Raw genomic sequence first — 22,557 nt, 5'->3', positions numbered from 1 at the left:
AGATAGGAGGACCTACATGCATACTTCAAACAACAATACTGGAGAAGCTGTAGTTGATAATATAATCCCGTTTACACCTGAAGGGGAATTTTATTTCACTAAAGGTGTTCGTGCATTCAGAAAGCGAGAATTTGGAAAGGCTTCTAAGTGGTTGCGTCGAGCAGTCGAGCTTTCTCCGAAACAGCCTGTATATCAGTGTCAGCTTTCTGTTGTGCATACAGAGACAGGGGAATATCATACAGCTAATCAGATTTTAATGAACGTATTAGCAGATTTCGGACATGAATATGTCGATTGTTATTACCTTATTTCGAATAATTATGCTCATTTAGGATTGTTTCAGGATGCGAAGAAATATGCGAAAGAATATTTAAATAAAGCGCCTGAAGGCGATTTTAAAGAAGAAGCAGAGCAATTAATCTCTGTTTTGGATATAGAGGAAGAAGAGGACGAAGACGACGATTGGGCATTTGAAGAAGAAGATGAACTCATGATGCATCAAGAATCAGCTTTCTATTATATGGAGCGTCAGCAATGGAAAGAAGCTTTGCCGGTTTTAGAAGATATGATTCGCTTATTCCCTGATTTCGTTTCGGCTAAACATGATTATGCCGTATGTCTCTTTTTCGCGGGTGACGAGCAAGAAGCAATAGAGCTAGAGGAAGAGCGGCACGAGCGTGAACCGTTATCCCTTCACTCCATGTGTAACCTGGCTGTGTTCTATTACCAGCAGGGCAGAATAGAAGAAAGTCAGGCACACATACAAAAACTTCGAAATGTGTATCCTATTGGTGAACAACAAAAACTTCGTGTAGCGGCCACTTTAACCCAGGTAGGGGAATATGAAGCTGCTTATGATCGTTTTTGTCGGTTAGAAAAAGGAAAGCTGAAAGGCCACTTATCTTATTATAAATGGTTTAGTATTGCAGCCTACCACACCGGAGAACCTTCTAAGGCGTTAAGCCTATGGGAAGAAGGATGCACAAGGCACCCAAATCTAGCAGAACAAGGCGGACCGTGGCAAGAAGGGTAAAAAAATACCCTCATGAGCATATCGATAGACGAAGTTAAAGAGTTTTTATACCATGAGATTACAGCAAAAGAGAAATGAAAAGGGGTTGAGCGAAGTGAGCGAAGAAACGATCTACGATGTAATCATCGCAGGTGCTGGCCCGGCAGGTATGACAGCAGCTGTTTACACTTCTCGTGCAAACTTAAACACACTTATGATTGAACGCGGAATTCCAGGCGGACAAATGGCTAATACCGAAGAAGTAGAGAACTACCCAGGGTATGAGCACATTTTAGGTCCGGATCTTTCAAATAAAATGTTTGATCACGCTAAGAAATTTGGAGCGGAATATGCCTACGGTGATATTAAAGAAATCATCGATGGAAAAGAATATAAAACGGTGAGAGCCGGTAACAAAGAGTACAAAGCTCGTTCGATCATCATCGGAACAGGTGCTCAATACAAAGCTTTAGGTGTCCCTGGCGAATCAGAGCTTGGTGGACGTGGAGTTTCCTATTGTGCTGTATGTGATGGTGCGTTCTTTAAGAATAAAGAATTAGTCGTTGTGGGTGGCGGTGACTCTGCGGTTGAAGAAGGGGTTTATTTAACTCGCTTCGCAAGCAAAGTAACCATCGTTCACCGTCGTGATTCACTACGTGCTCAGCAAATCCTGCAGCAACGTGCCTTTGACAATGACAAGATTGACTTCATTTGGGACACAGAAGTGACTAAAATCAACGACCAAAATGGGAAAGTAGGAAGCGTTTCTCTTGTGAATAACAAGACAGGCGAAGAGTACGATAAACCAATTGATGGTGTATTCATTTATATCGGAATGATTCCTTTAAGCAAACCATTTGAATCGATCGGCATCACAAACGAAAATGGCTATATCGAAACAAATGAAAAAATGGAAACAAAAGTGCCAGGAATCTTCGCTGCCGGAGATATCCGTGAAAAGGAACTTCGCCAAATCGTAACCGCTACAGGGGACGGTAGTATTGCGGCTCAGTCAGCTCAGCACTATATCGAGAATCTGTTAGAGGAAATTGGCGAAGCATAAGCGTTTCATGTAAGGGTTTATGCAATTGTAAAGATGCTTGTTACTGTACGTAATGAAACGTAATAGCATTTTAATTCTGCTGTAACACGCATGAAACAATTATGGGGTACAATATAATTAACTAATTGACCCCCTTTTAATAAATATATTTGGCACAGGCATAATGCCTGTGCCCCTTTTTTTGTCTAATGAGATAAGCGGTCGGCGGTTTTGGTGTCTAGCTCTGGCGGGGAGGGCCTAGCGCGATAAGCAATCTACTTTCAGTTCGCTACGCGAACTTACAGTATCTTGCTTATCCGTACGGCCCTAACCTTCCCCGCCTGCGCTTTTCATGTCTAGCTCTGGCTCCTAGCCCCTAGCGTCATAAGCAATCTGCCTACAGTTCGCTACGCGAACTTCCGTCAGCTTACTTATGCGTACGGGGCTGAACAGTCGCCTGCGCTTTTCTAACCTAATAAATCATAGTATAATAAAAGAAGAATGCCTCTCGCATTTTTTAAATGAGGTGAATAATGTGCAGCGAGTTACGAATACAGTTTTACGGAAAAACGATGAAGTATTGATGCTCAAGAAACCGCGCAGGGGCTGGTATGTCGTACCTGGTGGGAAGATGGAGCAGGGAGAGCATATAAAAGAAACAGCAGCACGGGAATACAGAGAAGAAACAGGGTTAACACTTAAAGATCCACAGCTTCGTAGTGTATTTACCTTCATTATGAAAGACGGTGAAGAGGTAGCTCATGAATGGATGATGTTCACGTTTTACAGTGAAGATTATACAGGAACGTTGAAGGGAGAAAGTCCTGAAGGGGATCTTGAATGGGTACCTGTGCCAGAGGTTCTGAAAAAGCCTATGGCTGAAGGAGACAAGTACTATCTTCAACATATATTAAACAATGATTCAATACTATATGGCACCTTTATGTACACAACGGATTTTGAGTTATTAGATGTTACACTTGATCCAATGAATCCATAAAAAGGGAGCGATGGAAACATGGTAGATCAAACACAAGATACCCAACTCGTAATCATTACAGGAATGTCTGGTGCCGGAAAAACAGTCGCAGTTCAAAGCTTTGAAGATTTGGGCTTTTTCTGTGTGGATAATTTGCCGCCTGCGCTACTTCCAAAGTTCTTAGAATTAATGAAGGATCCTAAGAATAATATACAGAAAGTCGCCCTTGTTATGGATTTGCGGGGAAGAGAGTTCTTCGATACGCTGTTTGAAGCGCTGGACCGTTTGTCTAAAGAAGACGGATTGAACGAACACATTCTGTTCCTCGACGCAGAGAACCAATCGCTTGTATCCCGTTATAAGGAAACCCGTAGATCTCATCCATTGGCTCCGGAAGGGTTGCCAATGGAAGGCATACAGCAAGAACGCCTCATGTTGGATGAATTACGTGGGCGTGCCCAACAAATTATAGATACAACAAAACTGAAGCCGCGTGAGCTTCGGGAGCGCATTCTTGAATCTTATGCGGAGAAAACTCAACAAGTTTTCTCTGTGCAAGTCGTTTCCTTTGGATTTAAATACGGCTTGCCGATTGATGCTGATCTTGTATTTGATGTTCGTTTTCTGCCTAATCCGCACTATGTGGAACAAATGCGTCCGTTAACCGGTTTAGATGAAGAGGTATCCACATATGTCTTTAAATGGACGGAAACCAATCAGTTCTTGGAGAAGCTGCTCGACTTATTAGGGTATATGTTGCCGCAATACAAAAGGGAAGGGAAGAGTCAGCTTGTCATTGCCATTGGCTGCACAGGTGGACAGCACCGATCCGTAGCCATTGCTGAACATATTGCCAACCACTTTTCGAAAGACTATGTTGCGCACGTTACCCACCGAGACGTCGATAAAAGAAAGGGAAAATAACTATGCCAAAAACAGCTTTGCCTCGAGTGGTTGTACTTGGGGGAGGGACAGGGATGCCGGTCTTGCTAAGAGGTTTAAAGTCCTTCCCAATTGACCTGTCAGCCATTGTTACAGTTGCTGATGATGGGGGAAGCTCTGGACGTTTACGTGAAGAGTTATCGATGCCAGCTCCAGGTGATATTCGGAATGTCATAGCTGCATTATCTGATGCGGAACCGATGCTTTTGGACTTATTCCAGCATCGTTTTGCGAATGGTAATGGACTATCTGGCCATTCTATGGGAAATCTACTGCTGGCTGCTATGAATTCAATCACTGGTGATTTCTTTCACGGCATAAAGGAGATCTCTCGTGTTTTAAACGTAAAAGGAAATATTTATCCTATTGCAAACCAAAATATGTTCCTTCATGCTGAAATGATGGATGGGTCTGTCGTTTCAGGTGAGTCAAAGATTCCTGCATCAGGCAAGAAGATCAAACGAGTCTTTCTAAGCCCTGAGCCTGTTCAACCACTGCCTGAAGCGGTTAAAGCCGTGAAAGAAGCAGACTTGGTTGTTATTGCGCCTGGGAGTTTATATACAAGTACTTTACCCAATATGATTGTGTCTCAAATCGGAGATGCTTTACGCGAAACGCAAGGTGAAGTTGTCTACGTGTGTAATGTGATGACTCAGTACGGAGAAACAACGGATTACACAGCATCTGATCATGTGCAGGCGATTCAAGATCATATTGGAGAAGGATGCCTTCATTCCATTATTGTTCATAACCAGGTGATTGATGGTGAAGTGCGGGAGATGTACGCTGTTGAACATGCATCGCCTGTTATTAACGATCAAGATCAATTACGTAAAATGGGCATTAACGTCATTGAAGGCGATATTATTGATCCAAATCAAACGTCATTACGCCACGATACAACAAAAGTCGCCAAACTATTATTTTCTATGCTAAATCAGTCGTAGTTCATAATAGAATATTGGTGTAGAGGAGGTGAGAGGGTTGTCATTTGCTTCTGAAACCAAAAAAGAATTAACCGGCATCGAAGTGGAGCCGTGCTGCATGGAAGCTGAATTAGCAGCATTAATCCGAATGAATGGCTCCATCTCGTTTTCCAATCGGAACTACATTTTAGATGTCCAAACGGAAAATGCAGCCATTGCACGTCGGATTTATACACTCGTAAAGAAATTGTACGAGCTTCCTGTCGAGCTTTTAGTACGAAAGAAAATGCGTTTAAAGAAAAATAACGTCTATATTGTGCGTATGAAAGAGAATGTTCGAACTCTGTTAAAGGATTTAGAAATATTAGAAGAGCCCTTTACACTGATTCGTACAATCTCAAAGAAATATCAGCAGAAATCCTGCTGTATGCGCGCTTATTTACGTGGAGCGTTCCTCGCGGGCGGCTCTGTTAATAATCCGGAAACGTCTTCCTATCACATGGAGATCTTCACGTTTTATGAAGATCATAACGAATCTCTCTGTGAACTGATGAATCAGTTCGATCTTCATGCACGAGCGATCGAACGACGCAAGGGTTACATTTGCTATTTAAAAGAGGCTGAGAAGATAACAGAATTCCTCAATATCATTGGAGGTCACCAGGCGCTCCTTAAGTTTGAAGACGTCCGTATTATGCGTGATATGAGAAATTCCGTGAATCGTCTGGTGAACTGCGAAACCGCGAATCTAAATAAAACGATTGGTGCAGCATTCCGCCAAGTCGAAAATATAAAATTGATTCAAGGTACAGTAGGACTAGAAGCTTTACCAGATAAATTACAAGAACTTGCCGTCCTCCGCGTTCAACACCAGGATGTGACGCTTAAAGAATTGGGAGAACTGATGTCTCCTACTATAAGTAAGTCTGGTATTAATCATAGGCTTCGCAAAATAGATGAATTTGCTGACAAACTTCGAAAAGGAGAACTTGCCGCTAAATAACGGATTTTCATTCCTTTTTTACGGGGTTCGTGGTATAATAATCTTAAAATTTCGACGCTTCTTATCGGAAGCGTTTTTTCTTACAAAGATGTGATAGCGCTTTCGAAATAAGGACTATTTTTACCTAAATAGATGACAGAGAGAGGAGAATTGGAGTGATCGAGCGGTCTGTAACAGTAGAATTAAGTACCGGATTACAAGCTAGGCCAGCTGCATTATTCGTCCAGGAAGCCAATCGCTTTTCATCCGATATCTTTTTAGAAAAAGAGGGGAAACGAGTAAATGCGAAGAGTATTATGGGACTCATGAGTGTTGCCGTTGGACCAGGAGAAACGATTAAACTTCAAGCAGAAGGAACAGATCAGGATAACGCTATTGAGAAGCTCGTGGAGTTTGTGACCAGCCAATAGGTGTTCGTGATGAATTGAATGTGAAGAAATGAACAACAAAGCTCGAGGATCGATATGGAATCGATTCTCGAGCTTTTTATGTGCTTTTAGACGTAAGGATGATAGCGGATGCTTTTTATCGTTTCATATGCTTGGCAATTCACTAATTCCAAAGCAAGTTCCGACCAGAGGCGGAGCAAAATCTCCCCTTAGGTAGGAGGAGGGAATTGGAAATGGAAACTATAATAGGGGTATAGAAACGGTAAAGGGAGGATTATATGGAAACCATTATTGAAGTAAACGGTATTCGGAAAGGGTATAAGAAGCGGAAAACCAAAGAAGAATTTATAGCTGTAGATGGTGTGTCTTTCTCTGTGGGGAGAGGAGAAATCGTAGGTCTTTTAGGACCAAACGGTGCAGGGAAAACGACCACGATTAAAAGCATTTGTGGACTTCTTGTGCCTGATCAAGGTTCTATTCACATTAACGGGTATGATAGCGTGAAAGAGCGAAATAAGGCCTTACGCCATATAAGTGCGGTACTAGAAGGAAATCGAAATGTATATTGGCGGCTAACTGTAGAAGAGAATCTCGAGTACTTTTCAGGAAATCGTGGGATGAGGAAGAAAGAGGCCAAAACGCGAATCGATCACCTTCTCCACCTTTTTCGATTAGAAGAAAAACGACATGAAATTGTGAATAACCTTTCTCGAGGTATGCAGCAGAAGCTTGCCATTGCTGTAGCTTTAATGGCTGATACAGATGTGATTTTACTAGATGAACCAACCCTAGGGTTAGATGTGGAAACGAGTTATGAGGTCCGTTCTTTGCTAAAGCACATTGCAGAAGAAGAGGGAAAGACAATTATTATTAGTACACATGACATGGCTGTCGTTCAAGAGCTATGTAAGCGTACGGTTATTATAAATAGTGGAAAAGTAATTGCGGATGAATACGTGCAGCACCTTTTGCAGCTTTTCGAAACGAGCGCTTACGATATTCTATTAAAAGAACCCCTCACCGAAGAACAACTCACCAAGCTAGAGCAGCAATTCCCAATCTATAACCTCCAAGACCTAACCTTAGAAGTGAACCTAGAACACGAAGAAGCTATTTATGAGCTAATGAACATCCTGAGTATCAATCGAACAGGGATTGAGACGATTAATCGAACCCAAGTGAATTTTGAGCAAGTGTTTAGAAGGTTAGTGAAAGAGGAGGCGGTCTCATGAGTAGTTTCCTCCAGGTATTGCGTGTGAATACAAAGAAAGAATTTATAGAAATGAAGCGTTATTTACCGAATACATTAAGTTTATTGGCTACGTTTTATATTATATTCCTTGCTCTATTCTTTGGCATACAAGTAGTAGGAGACCCGGCTGAAGCTTCTGCAAATACGCAATATATCATTGTTAACTATGTCTTTTGGTATTTCGCGATGATGACACTCCAATCCACTGGCGGAGCTATCACAATGGAAGCTATGCGCGGAACCCTAGAGCAGTTGTACATGTCACCAATCGCTGCATGGCGAATTCTGTTAGCTCGTGTATTCGGAATGGTAGCAATCCACCTGGCCATAATGATTGTACTCATCTTCGCTTCTATGATGACGACAGGAGAATGGTTACATCTAAATATAGGAGCGATCATTCCAATTCTCCTTCTTACAATCATCAGTATGATCGGTGTGAGCTTTATTATAGCGGGGATCTCTGTCATCTTTAAGCAAGTAGACGCGTTCCTACAAATCTTGCAATTTATCTTAATGGCATTCGCTTTTGTGCCTCTTTCCGTCGCCCCTTACCTTGTTTTTGCTCCTTTTGTAAAAGGAGTCGATATGATGCGCCACATTATGATTCATGGGTATACTCTTGGTGACTTTTCATGGGTAGACTATTCGTGGTTAATCGGGAATGGGATCTTTTATGCCATTTTAGGAATCGTCCTCTACCGATTCTGCGAACGCCTAGCTATGAATAAAGGCTTGCTAGGTCATTATTGACCTGGCATAGTTTGGGCGCTGTTTCCGTTAACTTTAGATGAGTGGAAGGTGGGCCTGGAAACTACTCGCTTTCCTGTGGGGAGCTGGTGAGCCTCCTCAGCCGGCAAAGCCGGCTTCCGGGGTCTCACCTAGGCTCTTCTGCCCACGGGAGTCTCGCAGTTTCCAGGCCCACCTTTTCTGTAATGGGAATAACGGAAACATAGGAAATGCCTTCTTTTTTGCCGGCCTTAAGCTGAAGGCCGTTCGTAAAATTCTAGCCAGGGGTGTCTGGGGAACGGGGAGACTCCTACGGGAGAAAGAGGTCGACGAGACCCCGCAACGAAGTGAGGAGGCTCGACAGCTCGCCCGTGGAAAGCGAGTCGTTCCCCAGACACCCCAAACGCTCATTAAACATAACGGCCCTAACTACACTGTTGAACGGAGGCAAAAAAAGGAGCGTTTTTGATGGGGAGATAGAGGGAAAGTTCATGAGTGAAGTCGAAGAGGTGATCTCATGAATAAACGAAATCTAGTCATTATATTACTAGCAGCTGTGTCTATGACGTTCTTTTATTTAATTGTAGAATTAAGCTTCATGGCAGATGTTTCAAAAGGAATGATCTTTGCGATCTTCTTAGTCTTTGCCGTTTTCTTTCTACTCTATTTATTATTTGCTCTTCCTATTCTTATCTATTTACAACGTAAGATCGGCGATCGAAATTATAGCCTGAAGTATTTCCTTTCCTTTTTGGTGGGGTCTTTTCTTGTGCATTTGTTAATAAACCCATTATTAAATGAGTATCAATCGCCATTTGTTACTCCGGAGTGGTATGTTTACGTTGTAAGTACAGCGCTATTTATTTGGCTTTGGGATTCTGCGAAGGTGAAAGTTTACGCATAAGAAAGACCGCACTGATTATAATCAGTGCGGTCTTTTTCTAATGCATGAATTAGCCTTGGCTACGTTCGAATACGTTGTCAATTAGGCCGTAATCTTTTGCTTCTTGAGCGGTCATGAAGTTGTCACGGTCTGTGTCGCGTTCGATGACGGATAGGTCTTGACCTGTGCGCTCAGAAAGGATTTGGTTCAGTTTCTCACGCATTTTGATGATGCGTTTTGCGTGGATTTCAATGTCAGATGCCTGACCTTGAGTTCCGCCAAGTGGTTGGTGAATCATGACTTCACTGTTAGGAAGCGCAGAGCGTTTTCCTGGTTCACCAGCTGCTAGAAGGAAAGCACCCATAGAAGCTGCCATACCTGTGCAGATTGTTGCTACATTTGGCTTGATGAACTGCATTGTGTCATAAATCGCCATACCAGCCGTGATGGAGCCGCCTGGAGAGTTAATGTATAGAGAAATATCCTTCTCTGGATCTTCTGCTTGTAGGAAAAGCATTTGTGCTACAATTGAGTTAGCTACGTTGTCGTCAATCGCGCTACCAAGCATAATGATACGGTCTTTCAGTAGACGTGAATAAATATCGTATGCACGTTCACCGCGGTTTGTTTGTTCAATAACTGTAGGGATTAAATTCATGAAATTCTCCTCCTTTAAATCGTGTTCTAACACTAAGTAAGTACCGAATTAATTTTATCATACATGCAAGGTCAAAAAAGGTCAAACAAAAGGATTGATGTTTTGTTGCTTACTATGTAGATGACCTTTTGATCCCTTATATTAGTGTATGTAGCTCCGGCTACACATACAATCATTTTTTCCCCATTTCTATAAAGCTAAACGTTCATAAGCGTTATTTTCTAAGGGCTCGTATTTGCCAGATCGCCTGATGAATATTCTTCGACAAATCCTTCTCTCTTACCTCCCATACATTCCACCCATTTCGAATTAAGAATTTAGTCCTCTTCTTCAAACGGCGTTTCCTCACAGGATGCAATAGATCTTCAGGTTTATAAAATAAAATGGCAACTTTCACATCTAGCAAAGCAAGATCTACTTGAACTCTTCCTACTTTAACATGGGTATAAGGAAGAAATCCGTAACATCTAAGAGAATAGTAAGTTTTACGAAGACCTGGGGAATGATGAGGAGGCTCGTACGAATCATCTTGTAAACTAGGAATGGGATAACGAAATATACCAAGCCCTCCGATTATTATTAATGAAAAGATTAAGCATACCCATATACCAACCGCCAATGACATAGAACATCACCTCGAAGATAGCATCTCCAAAAGCGGTAGAGGTCATACAGGGTGAAATGGGTCTTGAATTTTCAAAATGGGAACCGTATAATGAAATATGTCCTGAAAAATTAATGACATGCGCTCGTAGCTCAGCAGGATAGAGCGGTAGGTTCCGGTCCTACGTCTGTCGGGGGTTCGAATCCTCTCGAGCGCGCTTATAAAAACGCCTTCTCTCACATTGAGAGAAGGCGTTTTGCGTATCGCGAGGTTTATCTAATGCCGTTTAAAGGAAATGGATAAATGTAAAATTAATCTAGTTATCATGAAAGGTGGAAAAGAATATGTTCAATCGCTTTGATCGAGGACGTCACTTAACACCTGAACAGAAAGAAGAAATGCTAGACCGCAGAAGAGAGAAGATTATGGCCGAAAACGAGGCTAAACATAACTTGGAAGAAGATTCGGATGAAAAAGAAGGTAAAGAGTAAAGAAATATAGCTCTATGGAAGAGATGAAGCCTGAAGTGGAATTTCCGCTTCGGGCTTTTTCGTTTAATAATCTTTGGATAAGCCTAGGATTGATTGCTTAAAAAGCCGGGCCGTTCAATTACATATCGCCAGCCGCCCCAAGCACTCTTTTCGCAACGGACCTTTTAATATAAAGCGGGGATTAGTAGTCCGATTATGGGAGGGAAGCGGCTTTCTTCTATATAAATAGATTTGCTATAATAGTAAATGAAATCGTTTTCTAGGAAGGGCGGAGGTCTGTGTGAAGCATCAATTGAATCAAGAGCAGCGGTTAACATGGAAGATGACGCAAAGGTTGAGTCAAGCTATTGAAATGCTAGCTTATAACGGACAAGACCTTGTACGCTTTCTTCAAGACCAAGCCGAAGTAAATCCTCTCATTGAAGTGTCTGTTACTTCTCCGATTCCAAAAGGGGGACAGAGTGGTTCCTTGGAGTTCGTTCAATCTGTGCAAGAAAAGTCCTTTCATGATCATTTGCAAGATCAGCTGGTAGAAAGTGCGATCCCTTCTACTCTTCTTCCTTTGGTCCAATACGGTATCGATTCTCTTAATGATCATGGCTATTTGGATATCACTGTGGAAGAGTGGAGCAAGGTATGTGGGGCTTCTTTAGCAGAAACGGAAGAGGCTTTGTCATTTATCCAATCTTTGCACCCTGCTGGAGTTGGAGCAAGGTCGCTTCAAGAGTGTATTGCGATTCAATTAAAACGGGACCAACATCCTATGTATATGATTCAGCTCGTCTATGACCATATTCAATGGGTGGCGGACCAGGACATGGAGTCTATCCAAGATGAGTACGGAATTTCGATGGAAGAGGCAAAGCGTGCAATAGAAGTCATTCAGACTTGCCACCCTAGGCCAGGGATTCAGTATTCCTCCGTGAAAGAGGATTATATTGTCCCGGATGGAGAAGTGTTGAAAGTAAAAGGCGAATGGGTAGTCAGACTATCTCCTTGGAATACACCTAAAGTGGTCGTCGATGAAGAAATGTACGCCTTATCAAACGAACATCAAGAAGCATCTGCTTATTTAGAAGAAAAGTATCAACATGCTAAGTGGCTGCAGATGGCTATTGAGCAGAGGAAACAGAATATGAAAGCTATTATGGAAGAGATCGTAAAGAGACAGGTCCCTTTCTTTGAATATGGGGCTAAAGAGATGCAATCCCTACGAATGAGAGAAGTGGCTGAGGTATCGGGGGTTCATGTATCTACTATAAGCAGGGCTGTTCGTCATAAATATGTTCAATCTCCACAAGGAATTGTGCCTTTAAGGGATTTCTTTCAACAAGGTTTGAGGATGAGGAATGGACAAGAAACGTCAACGGAAGCCATTAAACATTTATTAAAAGAAACGATTCGAACGGAGAATAAACAAAAGCCATATTCTGATCAAACGTTAAGCCAAATGCTTTATGATCAATTTGGTATTTACATTTCAAGAAGAACTGTGGCAAAATATCGGGAATCCCTATACATACCATCGTCTACTAAAAGAAAGAAGAGGGGGTGACGTCTTGACGACGACTATTGTTTTATATACGAAGAAAGATTGTCCGTTGTGTGATGAAGCTAAAGAATCAATTGAAACGCTATCCTATGATTATGATTTTGTGATCCGGGAAAGGGATATTTATGAAGAGGATGAGTTAATTGAACGATACGGTCTCATGATCCCTGTAGTAGAAATAGACGGGAAAGAAGTCGATTATGGGAAAATCGATCTTTTTTCTTTAAGTAACCGTTTACAAAGAAAAAAGGGCTAGCAAGTCTGTTGCAAGGGGGTATGGGGACTGATACAATAAATATGTAAGCTTGTCGTTGAGGTATTTTTTTGGCCCGAGCGGGACAGAATACGTCAAGGCGGGACGAAAAAGCTCCCGCTGCAGCTTACATACAGCAAAGGAGCTTTTCCATGAGGGCATTAATTGACTTACAGAGTAAACTATTCCCCGATTTACTATCAATTATGCAACGAAGATATGAAACCCTAACATTAATTCAGCTTATGGAACCAATTGGACGAAGAAGTCTTGCTGATCATTTAAACATTGCAGAACGAACCGTCAGAACGGAAATTGACCTTTTACATGAACAAGGTTTAATTGAAGTGACGACGAAAGGAATGCATGTGACGAATACTGGCAAGAATGTAATCGTTCAGCTGGAAACGTTCATGAACGAATTAAGAGGTTTCAAAGATTTGGAGCAAAAAGTCAAACAACGTTTACAACTCGATCACGTAGTCATCGTACCTGGGGATAGCGATGAACTCTCATGGGTGAAACAAGAAATGGGTAAGGCGTGTGTTCGGTATATGAAGGAAATTCTTCGTAGAGACGACACAGTAGCTGTAACCGGTGGGGGAACTATTGCAGCTGTGGCTGAAATGATGACTCCGCTTGAACAAGCAGGAAACTGTTTATTTGTCCCGGCCCGAGGTGGACTTGGGGAACACATGGAGAATCAAGCGAATACCATTTGCGCTGAAATGGCAAAGAAAGCGAATGGAACGTACCGTCTTCTTTATGTGCCTGATCCACTCAGTGAAGAATCCTATCAGACCATTATCGAAGAACCTTCTATTAAGGACGTGTTAGAACTGATTCGTGGTGCAGGTGTTGTTGTTCATGGTATTGGTGATGCCATTACGATGGCGGAACGACGAAAAACGCCACAAGAAGTTATAGACACGATCCAAGAGGGAAAGGCTGTAGGGGAGGCTTTCGGGTATTATTTTAATGAAGAAGGCCATATTGTGCACAAAGTGCGAACAGTAGGAATTCAATTAGAAGATTTACAACATACTAATTGTGTTATTGCTGTCGCAGGTGGTAAATCAAAAGCAAAGGCGATTTCTTCTTATTTTAACCTGGGGCAATCCAATGTACTCATTACCGATGAGAGTGCAGCAAAAGAGCTAATAAAGGGATCTTCCCTTTAGATAGAAATAGAAACACCTATATACCTTAAGGAGGAATTTTTCATGGCAATCAGAATTGGTATTAACGGTTTTGGACGTATCGGACGTAACGTATTCCGCGCGTCTCTTAAAAACGACGAGGTAGAAGTAGTAGCGATCAACGACTTAACAGACGCTAACATGCTTGCTCACCTTCTTCAGTATGACTCTGTACACGGTCAACTGGATGAGAAAGTAACAGTTAACGGATCTAACCTTGTAATCGGTGGCAAAGAGATCACAGTTCTTTCTGAACGTGACCCTGCTAACCTTGGATGGGGAGATCTTGGTGTAGATATCGTAATCGAATCTACTGGTCGCTTCACTCAGCGTGACGATGCTAAAAAACACATCGATGCTGGCGCGAAAAAAGTTATCATCTCTGCACCTGCTAAAGGCGAAGACCTTACAGTAGTTATGGGTGTTAACGAAGATTCTTACGACCCAGCTAGCCACCACGTAATCTCTAACGCTTCTTGTACGACAAACTGCTTAGCACCATATGCTAAAGTTCTTAATGACAAATTCGGTCTTAAGCGCGGTATGATGACAACAATCCACTCTTACACGAACGACCAACAAATCCTTGACCTTCCACATAAGGACTACCGTCGTGCTCGTGCTGCTGGACAAAACATCATCCCAACAACTACAGGTGCTGCTCAAGCCGTAGCGAAAGTAATGCCTGAAATGGAAGGTAAACTAACTGGTATGGCTATGCGTGTTCCAACGCCAAACGTATCTCTAGTTGACCTTGTAGCTGAATTAGATACTGATGCTACAGCTGAAGAAGTTAACCAAGCTCTTAAAGAAGCAGCAGAAGGCGACCTTAAAGGAATCCTTGGCTACAGCGAAGAAGAGCTAGTTTCTAGCGACTACAATGGTAACCCAGCTTCTTCTACAATTGATGCAGCTTCAACTCTAAGCATCGAGAAGAACATGGTTAAAGTTGTTTCTTGGTACGATAACGAGAGCGGCTACTCTAACCGTTGTGTAGACTTAGCTGTATACCTTGCGAAAAAAGGTCTTTAAGTTTTCGTAAATAAGCAGGAAAACAACTCCTGTTAACCGTATAAATTATGTGTGTCCATCGCAAAGTGCAGGAGGAGAGCAACCTCCTCCTTTGCGATGTTTGTTTGATAGAAGCATGAAAAGAATGGAAGCCCACCACATTTTTACCATTTGACTCTTTTTATGAATTCAAATCAAACCCTTGTTACACGTTTGTCTTCTTCAATAAAAGGAAACGTACATACAGGGGTGTTAGACACATTCCAAGGAAAATATTAAAGGAGGTCCTCATCCGTGAACGTGAATGAGAAAAAAACCATCCAGGATGTAGATGTAAAAGGCCAGAAAGTTTTCTGCCGCGTTGATTTCAACGTACCTATGCAAGATGGTGAAGTAACTGACGACACGCGCATCCGTGCAGCGTTACCAACAATCCAGCATTTAACTGAACAAGGTGCAAAAGTAATCTTAGCTAGTCACCTTGGTCGTCCGAAAGGTGAAGCCGTTGATGAACTTCGCCTTGATCCAGTAGCGAAACGCCTAAGTGACCTACTTGGCCAAACCGTTACAAAGACGGATGAAGCTTACGGAAGTGAAGTGGACAAAGCTATTTCTGAAATGGAAAATAGCGATGTACTTCTTCTTGAGAATGTTCGTTTCTATCCGGGTGAGGAAAAGAACGACGCAGAACTTGCGAAACAATTCGCTAATTTAGCAGACCTTTATGTAAATGATGCATTCGGTGCAGCTCACCGTGCGCACGCTTCTACAGAAGGGATTGCTCATCACCTTCCAGCAGTAGCTGGCTTCTTAATGGAAAAAGAATTACGCGTCCTTGGAAATGCGTTAAAAGACCCTGAGCGTCCTTTCACTGCCATCATCGGTGGTGCGAAAGTTAAGGACAAAATCGGCGTAATCGATCACCTAATTGAGAAAGTTGATAACTTGATTATCGGCGGCGGCCTTGCTTACACATTCGTGAAAGCTCAAGGCTACGAAATTGGTAAATCTCTTCTTGAAGAAGATAAGATCGATCTTGCGAAGCAATATATGGAAAAAGCCAAAGAAAAAGGGGTTAATTTCTACATGCCACAAGATGTAATCGTTGGCGATGATTTCTCTAACGATGCAAACACACAAGTGGTAAACATCGATAGTATCCCAGCTGATTGGGAAGCAATGGACATTGGTCCAAAAACAATCGAACTATACTCTGATATCGTGAAGAACTCTAAGCTAGTGATCTGGAACGGTCCAATGGGTGTCTTCGAGCTTGAAACATTCGCTAACGGAACAAAAGGCGTTGCAGAAGCTCTAGGTCAAACAGAAGGCTATTCTGTAATCGGTGGCGGTGACTCTGCAGCAGCTGTTGAGAAGTTTGGTTATGCTGATCAGATGGACCACATCTCTACAGGTGGCGGAGCATCTCTAGAGTTCATGGAAGGTAAAGATCTTCCAGGCGTAGTAGCATTAAACGATAAATAATAGGTGAGGTGACAGTATGCGTAAACAAGTCATTGCAGGTAACTGGAAAATGAACAAGCTAATGGGCGAAGCTACACAGTTCGTTGACGAAGTAAAAGGTCAAGTTCCTTCATTCGATCAAGTAGAATCTGTTGTTGTAGCACCTTTCCCATACCTTCCTAAACTTGTTCAACAAGCAGAAGGTACAGATCTTAAAATTGGTGCGCAGAACATGCACTTTGAAGAGAGTGGAGCATTCACAGGTGAAGTAAGTCCTGAAATGCTTAAAGATCTTGGAGTAACATACGTTGTTCTAGGTCACTCTGAGCGTCGTGAACTGTTTGCTGAAACAGACGAAACTGTTAACAAAAAGACACACGCTGCATTCAAACACAATCTTGTACCAATCGTTTGTGTAGGCGAAACAGATGAACAACGTGAAAACGGTGAAGCTGAATCTGTTGTAGAAACACAAGTGAAAGCTGCTCTTAAAGACCTAACAAATGAACAAGTTAAAGATGTCATCATTGCTTATGAGCCTATCTGGGCAATCGGTACTGGTAAGACAGCTACAGCTGAAGATGCGAACGCAATGTGTGCTTCTATCCGTAAAGTAGTAAGCGAGTTTGCAGGCAGCGAACCAGCAGAAGCGATCCGTATTCAGTACGGCGGTAGCGTAAAACCAGCTAATGTTGACGAACTTATGTCTCAATCTGATATTGATGGTGCCCTAGTAGGTGGCGCAAGCTTACAACCTGATTCTTTCTTATCTCTAGTGGAGGCAGGTAAACATGAGTAATCAAAACCTAGCAGCGCTAATCATCTTAGATGGTTACGGCATGCGTGAAGAGGAATACGGTAACGCTGTAAAGCAAGCGAACACACCAAACTTTGATCGTCTTTGGGAGCAATACCCACACACAACGCTTACGGCTAAAGGTGAAGCGGTTGGCCTTCCAGAAGGTCAAATGGGTAACTCTGAAGTGGGTCACTTAAATATTGGTGCTGGACGTGTTGTGTACCAAAGCTTAACACGTGTGAACATGTCCATTCGTGAAGGTGATTTCTTCGACAACGATCGTTTTATCGAAGCGATGGAACATGCGAAAGAAAACGACAAAGCTTTACACCTATTCGGTCTTCTATCTGATGGTGGTATTCACAGCCATATTGAGCATTTATATGCCCTTCTTGAAATGGCGAAGAACCGCGGTGTAGAGAAAGTCTATGTGCACGGATTCTTAGATGGCCGTGACGTAGGTCAGAAATCTGCTAAGAAATATATCGAAGCTCTTCAGGATAAAATGGACGAATTAGGCGTCGGTGAGATCGCGACTCTATCCGGCCGCTATTATTCCATGGACCGTGACAAACGCTGGGACCGCGTGGAGAAGGCCTACCGCGCTATGGTATACGGCGAAGGTCCAACGTACCAGGACCCAATCGAGCTTGTAGATGATTCTTATGCAAACGACATTTATGATGAATTCGTTCTTCCATCTGTTATGACAGACGAAGAGGGCAACCCTCGTGCAACTGTTCAAGATGAAGACGCAATTATCTTCTATAATTTCCGTCCAGACCGCGCTATCCAAATTTCACGTACCTTCGCAAATGAAGACTTCCGTGAATTTGACCGTGGTGACAAAGCACCGCAAAATACTCATTTTGTCATGTTAACGAAATTCAGCGAATCCGTTGATGGTTTCGTTGCATACAAACCCGTTAACCTGGATAACACAGTAGGGGAAGTATTAGCGCAGAACAATATGAAGCAGCTTCGTATTGCTGAGACGGAGAAATACCCACACGTTACGTTCTTCATGAGCGGAGGACGTGAGGAAGAATTCGACGGGGAAGAACGCATCCTAATCGATTCTCCTAAAGTGTCAACGTATGATGAACAACCTGAAATGAGTGCTTACGAAGTAACCGATGCTCTTCTAAAAGAGCTAGATGCAGACAAGCACAATGCGATTATCTTAAACTTCGCAAACCCTGACATGGTTGGTCACAGTGGTATGCTAGAGCCTACCATTAAAGCGATCGAAACAGTGGATGAATGTTTAGGTAAAATCATTGATAAGATCACTGACAAAGGTGGACATGCCATTATTACGGCTGACCACGGTAACGCTGACGAAGTAACGAATTCTGAAGGCAAAGCGATGACAGCTCACACAACAAATGATGTGCCTGTAATCGTAACGAAAGATGGTCTTGAGCTTCGTGAAGGCGGAATCTTAGGTGACTTATCCCCAACATTATTAGACTTACTACAAGTCGATCAGCCTAAAGAAATGACAGGCGAATCTTTAATTAAAAAATCTGATCAATAAAAAGGAGAGAAATAACTATGCCATATATTACGGACGTATACGCACGCGAAGTCTTAGACTCCCGTGGTAACCCAACAGTTGAAGTAGAAGTATATACGGAATCTGGTGCTTTCGGTTCTGCACTTGTTCCAAGTGGTGCTTCTACTGGTGAATACGAAGCAGTAGAACTACGTGACGGTGACAAAGATCGCTACCTTGGTAAAGGTGTATCTCAAGCTGTTCAAAACGTTAACGAAAAAATCGCTCCAGAAATCCTTGGTTTCGACGCAACTCGCCAAGTAATCATTGATGAACTAATGATCGAACTTGACGGTACTGATAACAAAGGTAACCTAGGTGCGAACGCAATCCTTGGTGTTTCTATGGCAGTAGCTCGCGCAGCAGCTGACTACCTTGGAATTCCTTTATACCAATACCTTGGTGGATTCAACGCGAAGAAACTTCCAACACCAATGATGAACATCCTTAACGGTGGTGAGCACGCTGATAACAACGTGGACATTCAAGAGTTCATGGTTATGCCAGTTGGCGCTCCAACATTCAAAGAAGCTCTTCGTATGGGCGCTGAAATCTTCCACTCTCTTAAGAAAGTTCTTAAGAACAAAGGCTACAACACTGGTGTAGGTGATGAAGGTGGATTTGCTCCTGACTTAGGTTCTAACGAAGAAGCACTTTCTACAATCATCGAAGCGATCGAAGCGGCTGGTTACAAGCCAGGCGAAGAAGTTCAACTTGCAATGGACGTTGCATCTTCTGAAATCTTCGAAGATGGTAAATACAACCTTAAAGGTGAAGGCGTTACACGTACTTCTGAAGAAATGGTTGACTGGTACGAAGAGCTTGTTAACAAGTACCCAATCATCTCAATTGAAGACGGCTTAGACGAGAACGACTGGGAAGGTACGAAACTTCTTACAGAGCGTATCGGCGACCGTGTTCAACTTGTTGGTGACGACCTATTCGTTACCAACACAAACAAATTAAGCCGCGGAATCTCTGAAGGCATTGCAAACTCAATCCTAATCAAAGTAAACCAAATCGGTACACTTACAGAGACATTCCAAGCTATCGAAATGGCGAAAGAAGCTGGTTACACTGCAGTCATCTCTCACCGTTCTGGTGAAACAGAAGACTCTACAATCGCTGATATCGCTGTTGCGACAAATGCTGGTCAAATCAAAACAGGTGCTCCATCTCGTACAGACCGCGTAGCGAAGTACAACCAACTTCTACGCATCGAAGACGTACTAGCTGGTACAGCAGTTTACGCTGGTAAAAACGCATTCTACAACCTAAACAAATAATAGGTTATAACCAAAAGCCCCTTCATTCGGCCGGATGAAGGGGCTTTTTTATGCAGTAAAGTACTGAAGCGTGTCAGACACGCGGTAGTGCTGTGAAGAGATAAAGCGTGTCTGACACGTGGTAGTGCTGTGAAGGGGTAAAGGGTGTCTGGCACCCTGTCATAAAGTGAAAAGAGCTGCCTCCTAGATGGAGGCAGCTCTTGGTTTATAGATAAGATATAAATTTATTCTTCTTCTTTAGGGAACCAGTTTGGAACGCTTAGGATGTTGGTCCACATTGGTTCTGGAATGGCTAGTTCTTCTTGTTGATTTAGCTTCATTGCTGTACGGATTTGGTCTTCTTCGCCTTTGGCTACTTTTTCGACCCAGTCTGGCTCCATTAGCATCTCACGGCCAAGGGAAACCATTGGCACTTTTTCAAGAGCACCTTCTACGTCGTCTGGTGTATGGAGACTACCAACGCCCATCACAGGGATGATGTTACCTACACGTTCTTGAATCAGATCAATACGTGGGCGTGTATCATTCTCATCTCTCATAGATCCTTGATTAAAGCTAGACAGTGAAATGTGAAGGTAATCCAGGTCTTGTTTAGCTAGGACATCTACAAGCTGTAGCGTATCGTCCATTGTAATTCCTGGTTCTTCACGTTCTTCAGGAGATAAACGGTAACCTACTACAAACTCATTCTTCGCATGCTGTGATACAGCAGCTTTTACCGATTCTACTACAGCTAGAGGGAAGTTCATACGGTCTTCTACAGAACCGCCCCACTGGTCTTCCCGGCGGTTAGAGTGTGGAGAGAAGAACTGTTGTAACAGATACGTATTCGCTCCGTGAATTTCAACACCGTCAAAGCCGGCTTCAATTGCGCGGCGTGTAGCCTCGCCGAAGTCAGCGATGGTTTGCTGAATTTCTTCTTCCGTCATTTCCCTTGGAGTAGGGGAATTAGGACGAAGGGCAGCCACGGCACTTGCGCTTACTACATCTTCATTTGGGATAAGATGTGGAGGGCACATGCGACCGCCATGGAAAATTTGAAGAATGGCTTTTGAACCTTTCTCATGAATCGCATCAGCTAATTTGCTTAGGCTTGGAATCAGGTCGTCACGGTGAACGCCGATCTCACCGTCAAAGCCTTTCCCGTACTCATTTACGTTTGCACAAGCCGTAATAACGGCGCCTACGCCACCGGAACGGCGTTTATAATATTCTAGTTCTTTATCTGATACACTTCCATCATCATTAGACAAGAAGTTTGTCATAGGTGCAAGTAGCACACGGTTTTTTAACGTTACGCCAGACGGTAACGAGTAGGAATCAAACATATATTTACGATCACTCATCTGTATGGCCTCCTTCATTGGTTCCTATTTATCTTGAGAATCTCAATTTAAGAACAAGTTTAGTTTATCACGAGGCCAAAAGCATTGTCTTTCAAAGTGCATTTTACTAGCGGTTACTTCAGCACATTAGGGCCGGGATGCTTGTAGAATAGACTCTATGATTTCAATAACCTCAAGTCCTTCCTGACCTGTAACAGGCAGGGACTCACCCTTGCGAATCCCTTCCGCTAATTGTTCGTAATACGATTCATAACGGCCGGTCTCTGTCGGAATCCGTATCCCTTCTGGATGCTTGTCATTTGTGAGTACACCATCATTTTCTTCATGGCTTACTCCCCATCCGTCATCTCCTGGTACCTTTCCTTCTTTTAACTGATTCTCCTGAGGATCTGTTCCGTATTTAATGAAGCTTCCTTCTGTTCCATGGACCTCGAATTTAGGGCCCGCTGCGCGTACAAATGAACTCGAGTGAAGGATGACTTGTAAAGGACTGTACTCAAGCATAATGTGAAAGTAATCATCCACTTCAGCCCCAGCACGCTGAGCTTTCGTTATTCCATGAACTTGATCCGGTTTGCCGAACAGATGAAGAGCTTGATCAATAAGATGTGCCCCCAGGTCATATAATATCCCAGCTCCAGGAACATCTTTCTCTCTCCAGCGATCCCGTACTTGTGGGCGGTATCGGTCATAGTGGGCTTCGTAACTTGTGATCTGCCCGAGTGCACCGCTTGAGATTAACTTTTTGACGGTTAAGAAGTCATCATCCCAACGTCTGTTATGGAAAGGGCTAATGATTCGCTCTTGATCTTTAGCGATTTCTACTAATTCTTTTCCTTCTTGGCTATGGACGACAAAGGGCTTTTCCATGACAACATGTTTCCCGGCTTTTAGGGCAGCCTTTGCCAACGGATAGTGATATTCATTTGGGGCTGTAATGATAACAAGCTCAATCTCTTTGTCTTGTACAATATCTTCAGGCGTGGCTACAACCGTCACATCCCCTAACTCTTGCTTGGCTTTTTCTGCTTTAGATGTAGATACGGCTACGAGTTCATATTGAGGCATCGTCTTTAAGAAGGGAGCATGAAAGACTTGGCCAGATAATCCGTATCCAATCAGTGCAGTTTGTATGGGTTTCATCATAATCGACTCCTAGTATGTAGATTCTTTTTTACT

23 protein-coding genes and 1 tRNA gene are annotated in these 22,557 nt (G+C 42.8%); 20 read left to right on the top strand and 4 right to left on the bottom strand.

Features of this window, described 5'->3' with window-relative positions; translation table 11 throughout:
* Positions 1 to 16 precede the first annotated feature (16 nt).
* From QNI29_RS17760 to QNI29_RS17715, 10 genes are all read left to right on the top strand, one after another.
* The gene (locus tag QNI29_RS17760) at positions 17 to 1,033 is read left to right on the top strand and encodes a tetratricopeptide repeat protein (RefSeq protein WP_231419022.1); all 1,017 of its coding nucleotides are present in this window, start codon (positions 17 to 19) and stop codon (positions 1,031 to 1,033) included.
* 94 nt (positions 1,034 to 1,127) lie between these two features.
* Positions 1,128 to 2,075, top strand: coding sequence for a thioredoxin-disulfide reductase (gene trxB / locus QNI29_RS17755; protein ID WP_231419058.1), 948 nt, complete (start codon positions 1,128 to 1,130; stop codon positions 2,073 to 2,075).
* A 514-nt stretch (positions 2,076 to 2,589) separates the two neighbouring features.
* On the top strand, positions 2,590 to 3,054 hold the full coding sequence (locus tag QNI29_RS17750; RefSeq protein ID WP_231419057.1) for an 8-oxo-dGTP diphosphatase: 465 nt from the start codon (positions 2,590 to 2,592) through the stop codon (positions 3,052 to 3,054).
* A gap of 18 nt (positions 3,055 to 3,072) precedes the next feature.
* Entirely contained in the window at positions 3,073 to 3,957 is an 885-nt protein-coding gene (gene rapZ / locus QNI29_RS17745; RefSeq protein ID WP_231419021.1) for an RNase adapter RapZ, read from the top strand.
* A gap of 2 nt (positions 3,958 to 3,959) precedes the next feature.
* The gene (locus tag QNI29_RS17740; RefSeq protein ID WP_231419020.1) at positions 3,960 to 4,922 is read left to right on the top strand and encodes a gluconeogenesis factor YvcK family protein; all 963 of its coding nucleotides are present in this window, start codon (positions 3,960 to 3,962) and stop codon (positions 4,920 to 4,922) included.
* Between the two features lie 37 nt (positions 4,923 to 4,959).
* The gene (gene whiA, locus QNI29_RS17735) at positions 4,960 to 5,904 is read left to right on the top strand and encodes a DNA-binding protein WhiA (RefSeq protein ID WP_231419019.1); all 945 of its coding nucleotides are present in this window, start codon (positions 4,960 to 4,962) and stop codon (positions 5,902 to 5,904) included.
* 155 nt (positions 5,905 to 6,059) lie between these two features.
* Positions 6,060 to 6,314 carry an HPr family phosphocarrier protein gene (locus QNI29_RS17730; protein WP_231419018.1) on the top strand — a complete coding sequence of 85 codons (255 nt, stop codon included), beginning with the start codon at positions 6,060 to 6,062 and terminating at the stop codon, positions 6,312 to 6,314.
* 257 nt (positions 6,315 to 6,571) lie between these two features.
* On the top strand, positions 6,572 to 7,525 hold the full coding sequence (locus QNI29_RS17725) for an ABC transporter ATP-binding protein (RefSeq protein ID WP_231419017.1): 954 nt from the start codon (positions 6,572 to 6,574) through the stop codon (positions 7,523 to 7,525).
* Positions 7,522 to 8,298, top strand: coding sequence for an ABC transporter permease (locus QNI29_RS17720; protein WP_231419016.1), 777 nt, complete (start codon positions 7,522 to 7,524; stop codon positions 8,296 to 8,298). Before QNI29_RS17725 ends, QNI29_RS17720 begins: the two co-directional genes overlap by 4 nt.
* 493 nt (positions 8,299 to 8,791) lie before the next feature.
* Positions 8,792 to 9,178: a UPF0715 family protein gene (locus tag QNI29_RS17715; RefSeq protein WP_231419015.1), complete on the top strand. Its 387-nt coding sequence runs from the start codon at positions 8,792 to 8,794 to the stop codon at positions 9,176 to 9,178.
* Between the two features lie 49 nt (positions 9,179 to 9,227).
* Here the strand turns inward: QNI29_RS17715 and clpP are convergent, their stop codons facing one another.
* The gene (gene clpP / locus QNI29_RS17710) at positions 9,228 to 9,815 is read right to left on the bottom strand and encodes an ATP-dependent Clp endopeptidase proteolytic subunit ClpP (protein WP_231419014.1); all 588 of its coding nucleotides are present in this window, start codon (positions 9,813 to 9,815) and stop codon (positions 9,228 to 9,230) included.
* A 214-nt stretch (positions 9,816 to 10,029) separates the two neighbouring features.
* Positions 10,030 to 10,440: a hypothetical protein gene (locus QNI29_RS17705; protein ID WP_231419013.1), complete on the bottom strand. Its 411-nt coding sequence runs from the start codon at positions 10,438 to 10,440 to the stop codon at positions 10,030 to 10,032.
* A gap of 120 nt (positions 10,441 to 10,560) precedes the next feature.
* Here QNI29_RS17705 and QNI29_RS17700 point away from each other — a divergent pair.
* The 10 genes from QNI29_RS17700 to eno all read left to right on the top strand — a co-directional run bounded on the left by QNI29_RS17700 (position 10,561) and on the right by eno (position 20,032).
* A tRNA-Arg gene (locus tag QNI29_RS17700) sits at positions 10,561 to 10,636 on the top strand.
* 127 nt (positions 10,637 to 10,763) lie between these two features.
* The gene (locus tag QNI29_RS17695; protein WP_231419012.1) at positions 10,764 to 10,910 is read left to right on the top strand and encodes a hypothetical protein; all 147 of its coding nucleotides are present in this window, start codon (positions 10,764 to 10,766) and stop codon (positions 10,908 to 10,910) included.
* A gap of 280 nt (positions 10,911 to 11,190) precedes the next feature.
* Positions 11,191 to 12,465 (top strand): RNA polymerase factor sigma-54, encoded by a 1,275-nt coding sequence (gene rpoN, locus QNI29_RS17690; protein WP_231419011.1) that lies wholly within the window; start codon positions 11,191 to 11,193, stop codon positions 12,463 to 12,465.
* A gap of 4 nt (positions 12,466 to 12,469) precedes the next feature.
* Positions 12,470 to 12,718 carry a glutaredoxin family protein gene (locus QNI29_RS17685; protein WP_231419010.1) on the top strand — a complete coding sequence of 83 codons (249 nt, stop codon included), beginning with the start codon at positions 12,470 to 12,472 and terminating at the stop codon, positions 12,716 to 12,718.
* A 149-nt stretch (positions 12,719 to 12,867) separates the two neighbouring features.
* Positions 12,868 to 13,896, top strand: coding sequence for a sugar-binding transcriptional regulator (locus QNI29_RS17680; RefSeq protein ID WP_231419009.1), 1,029 nt, complete (start codon positions 12,868 to 12,870; stop codon positions 13,894 to 13,896).
* A 42-nt stretch (positions 13,897 to 13,938) separates the two neighbouring features.
* Positions 13,939 to 14,946, top strand: coding sequence for a type I glyceraldehyde-3-phosphate dehydrogenase (gap, locus tag QNI29_RS17675; protein ID WP_231419008.1), 1,008 nt, complete (start codon positions 13,939 to 13,941; stop codon positions 14,944 to 14,946).
* A 279-nt stretch (positions 14,947 to 15,225) separates the two neighbouring features.
* A complete protein-coding gene (locus QNI29_RS17670; protein WP_231419007.1) occupies positions 15,226 to 16,410 on the top strand; it encodes a phosphoglycerate kinase in 1,185 nt (394 codons plus the stop codon).
* A gap of 16 nt (positions 16,411 to 16,426) precedes the next feature.
* Positions 16,427 to 17,188, top strand: a complete 762-nt coding sequence (gene tpiA, locus QNI29_RS17665; RefSeq protein ID WP_231419006.1) for a triose-phosphate isomerase — start codon at positions 16,427 to 16,429, stop codon at positions 17,186 to 17,188.
* Positions 17,181 to 18,728: a 2,3-bisphosphoglycerate-independent phosphoglycerate mutase gene (gene gpmI, locus QNI29_RS17660; RefSeq protein WP_231419005.1), complete on the top strand. Its 1,548-nt coding sequence runs from the start codon at positions 17,181 to 17,183 to the stop codon at positions 18,726 to 18,728. The genes tpiA and gpmI overlap by 8 nt, the downstream gene beginning before the upstream one ends.
* A gap of 17 nt (positions 18,729 to 18,745) precedes the next feature.
* Positions 18,746 to 20,032 (top strand): phosphopyruvate hydratase, encoded by a 1,287-nt coding sequence (gene eno / locus QNI29_RS17655; RefSeq protein ID WP_231419004.1) that lies wholly within the window; start codon positions 18,746 to 18,748, stop codon positions 20,030 to 20,032.
* A 224-nt stretch (positions 20,033 to 20,256) separates the two neighbouring features.
* Here eno and QNI29_RS17650 read toward each other — a convergent pair whose 3' ends face one another.
* Positions 20,257 to 21,378, bottom strand: a complete 1,122-nt coding sequence (locus QNI29_RS17650) for an NADH-dependent flavin oxidoreductase (protein WP_231419003.1) — start codon at positions 21,376 to 21,378, stop codon at positions 20,257 to 20,259.
* A 126-nt stretch (positions 21,379 to 21,504) separates the two neighbouring features.
* Positions 21,505 to 22,521, bottom strand: coding sequence for an oxidoreductase (locus QNI29_RS17645; RefSeq protein ID WP_231419056.1), 1,017 nt, complete (start codon positions 22,519 to 22,521; stop codon positions 21,505 to 21,507).
* Positions 22,522 to 22,557 lie beyond the last annotated feature (36 nt).

This window comes from Pontibacillus chungwhensis (genome assembly GCF_030166655.1).
GTDB lineage: Bacteria > Bacillota > Bacilli > Bacillales > BH030062 > Pontibacillus.
This window is presented reverse-complemented; position numbering and strand designations above follow the sequence as displayed.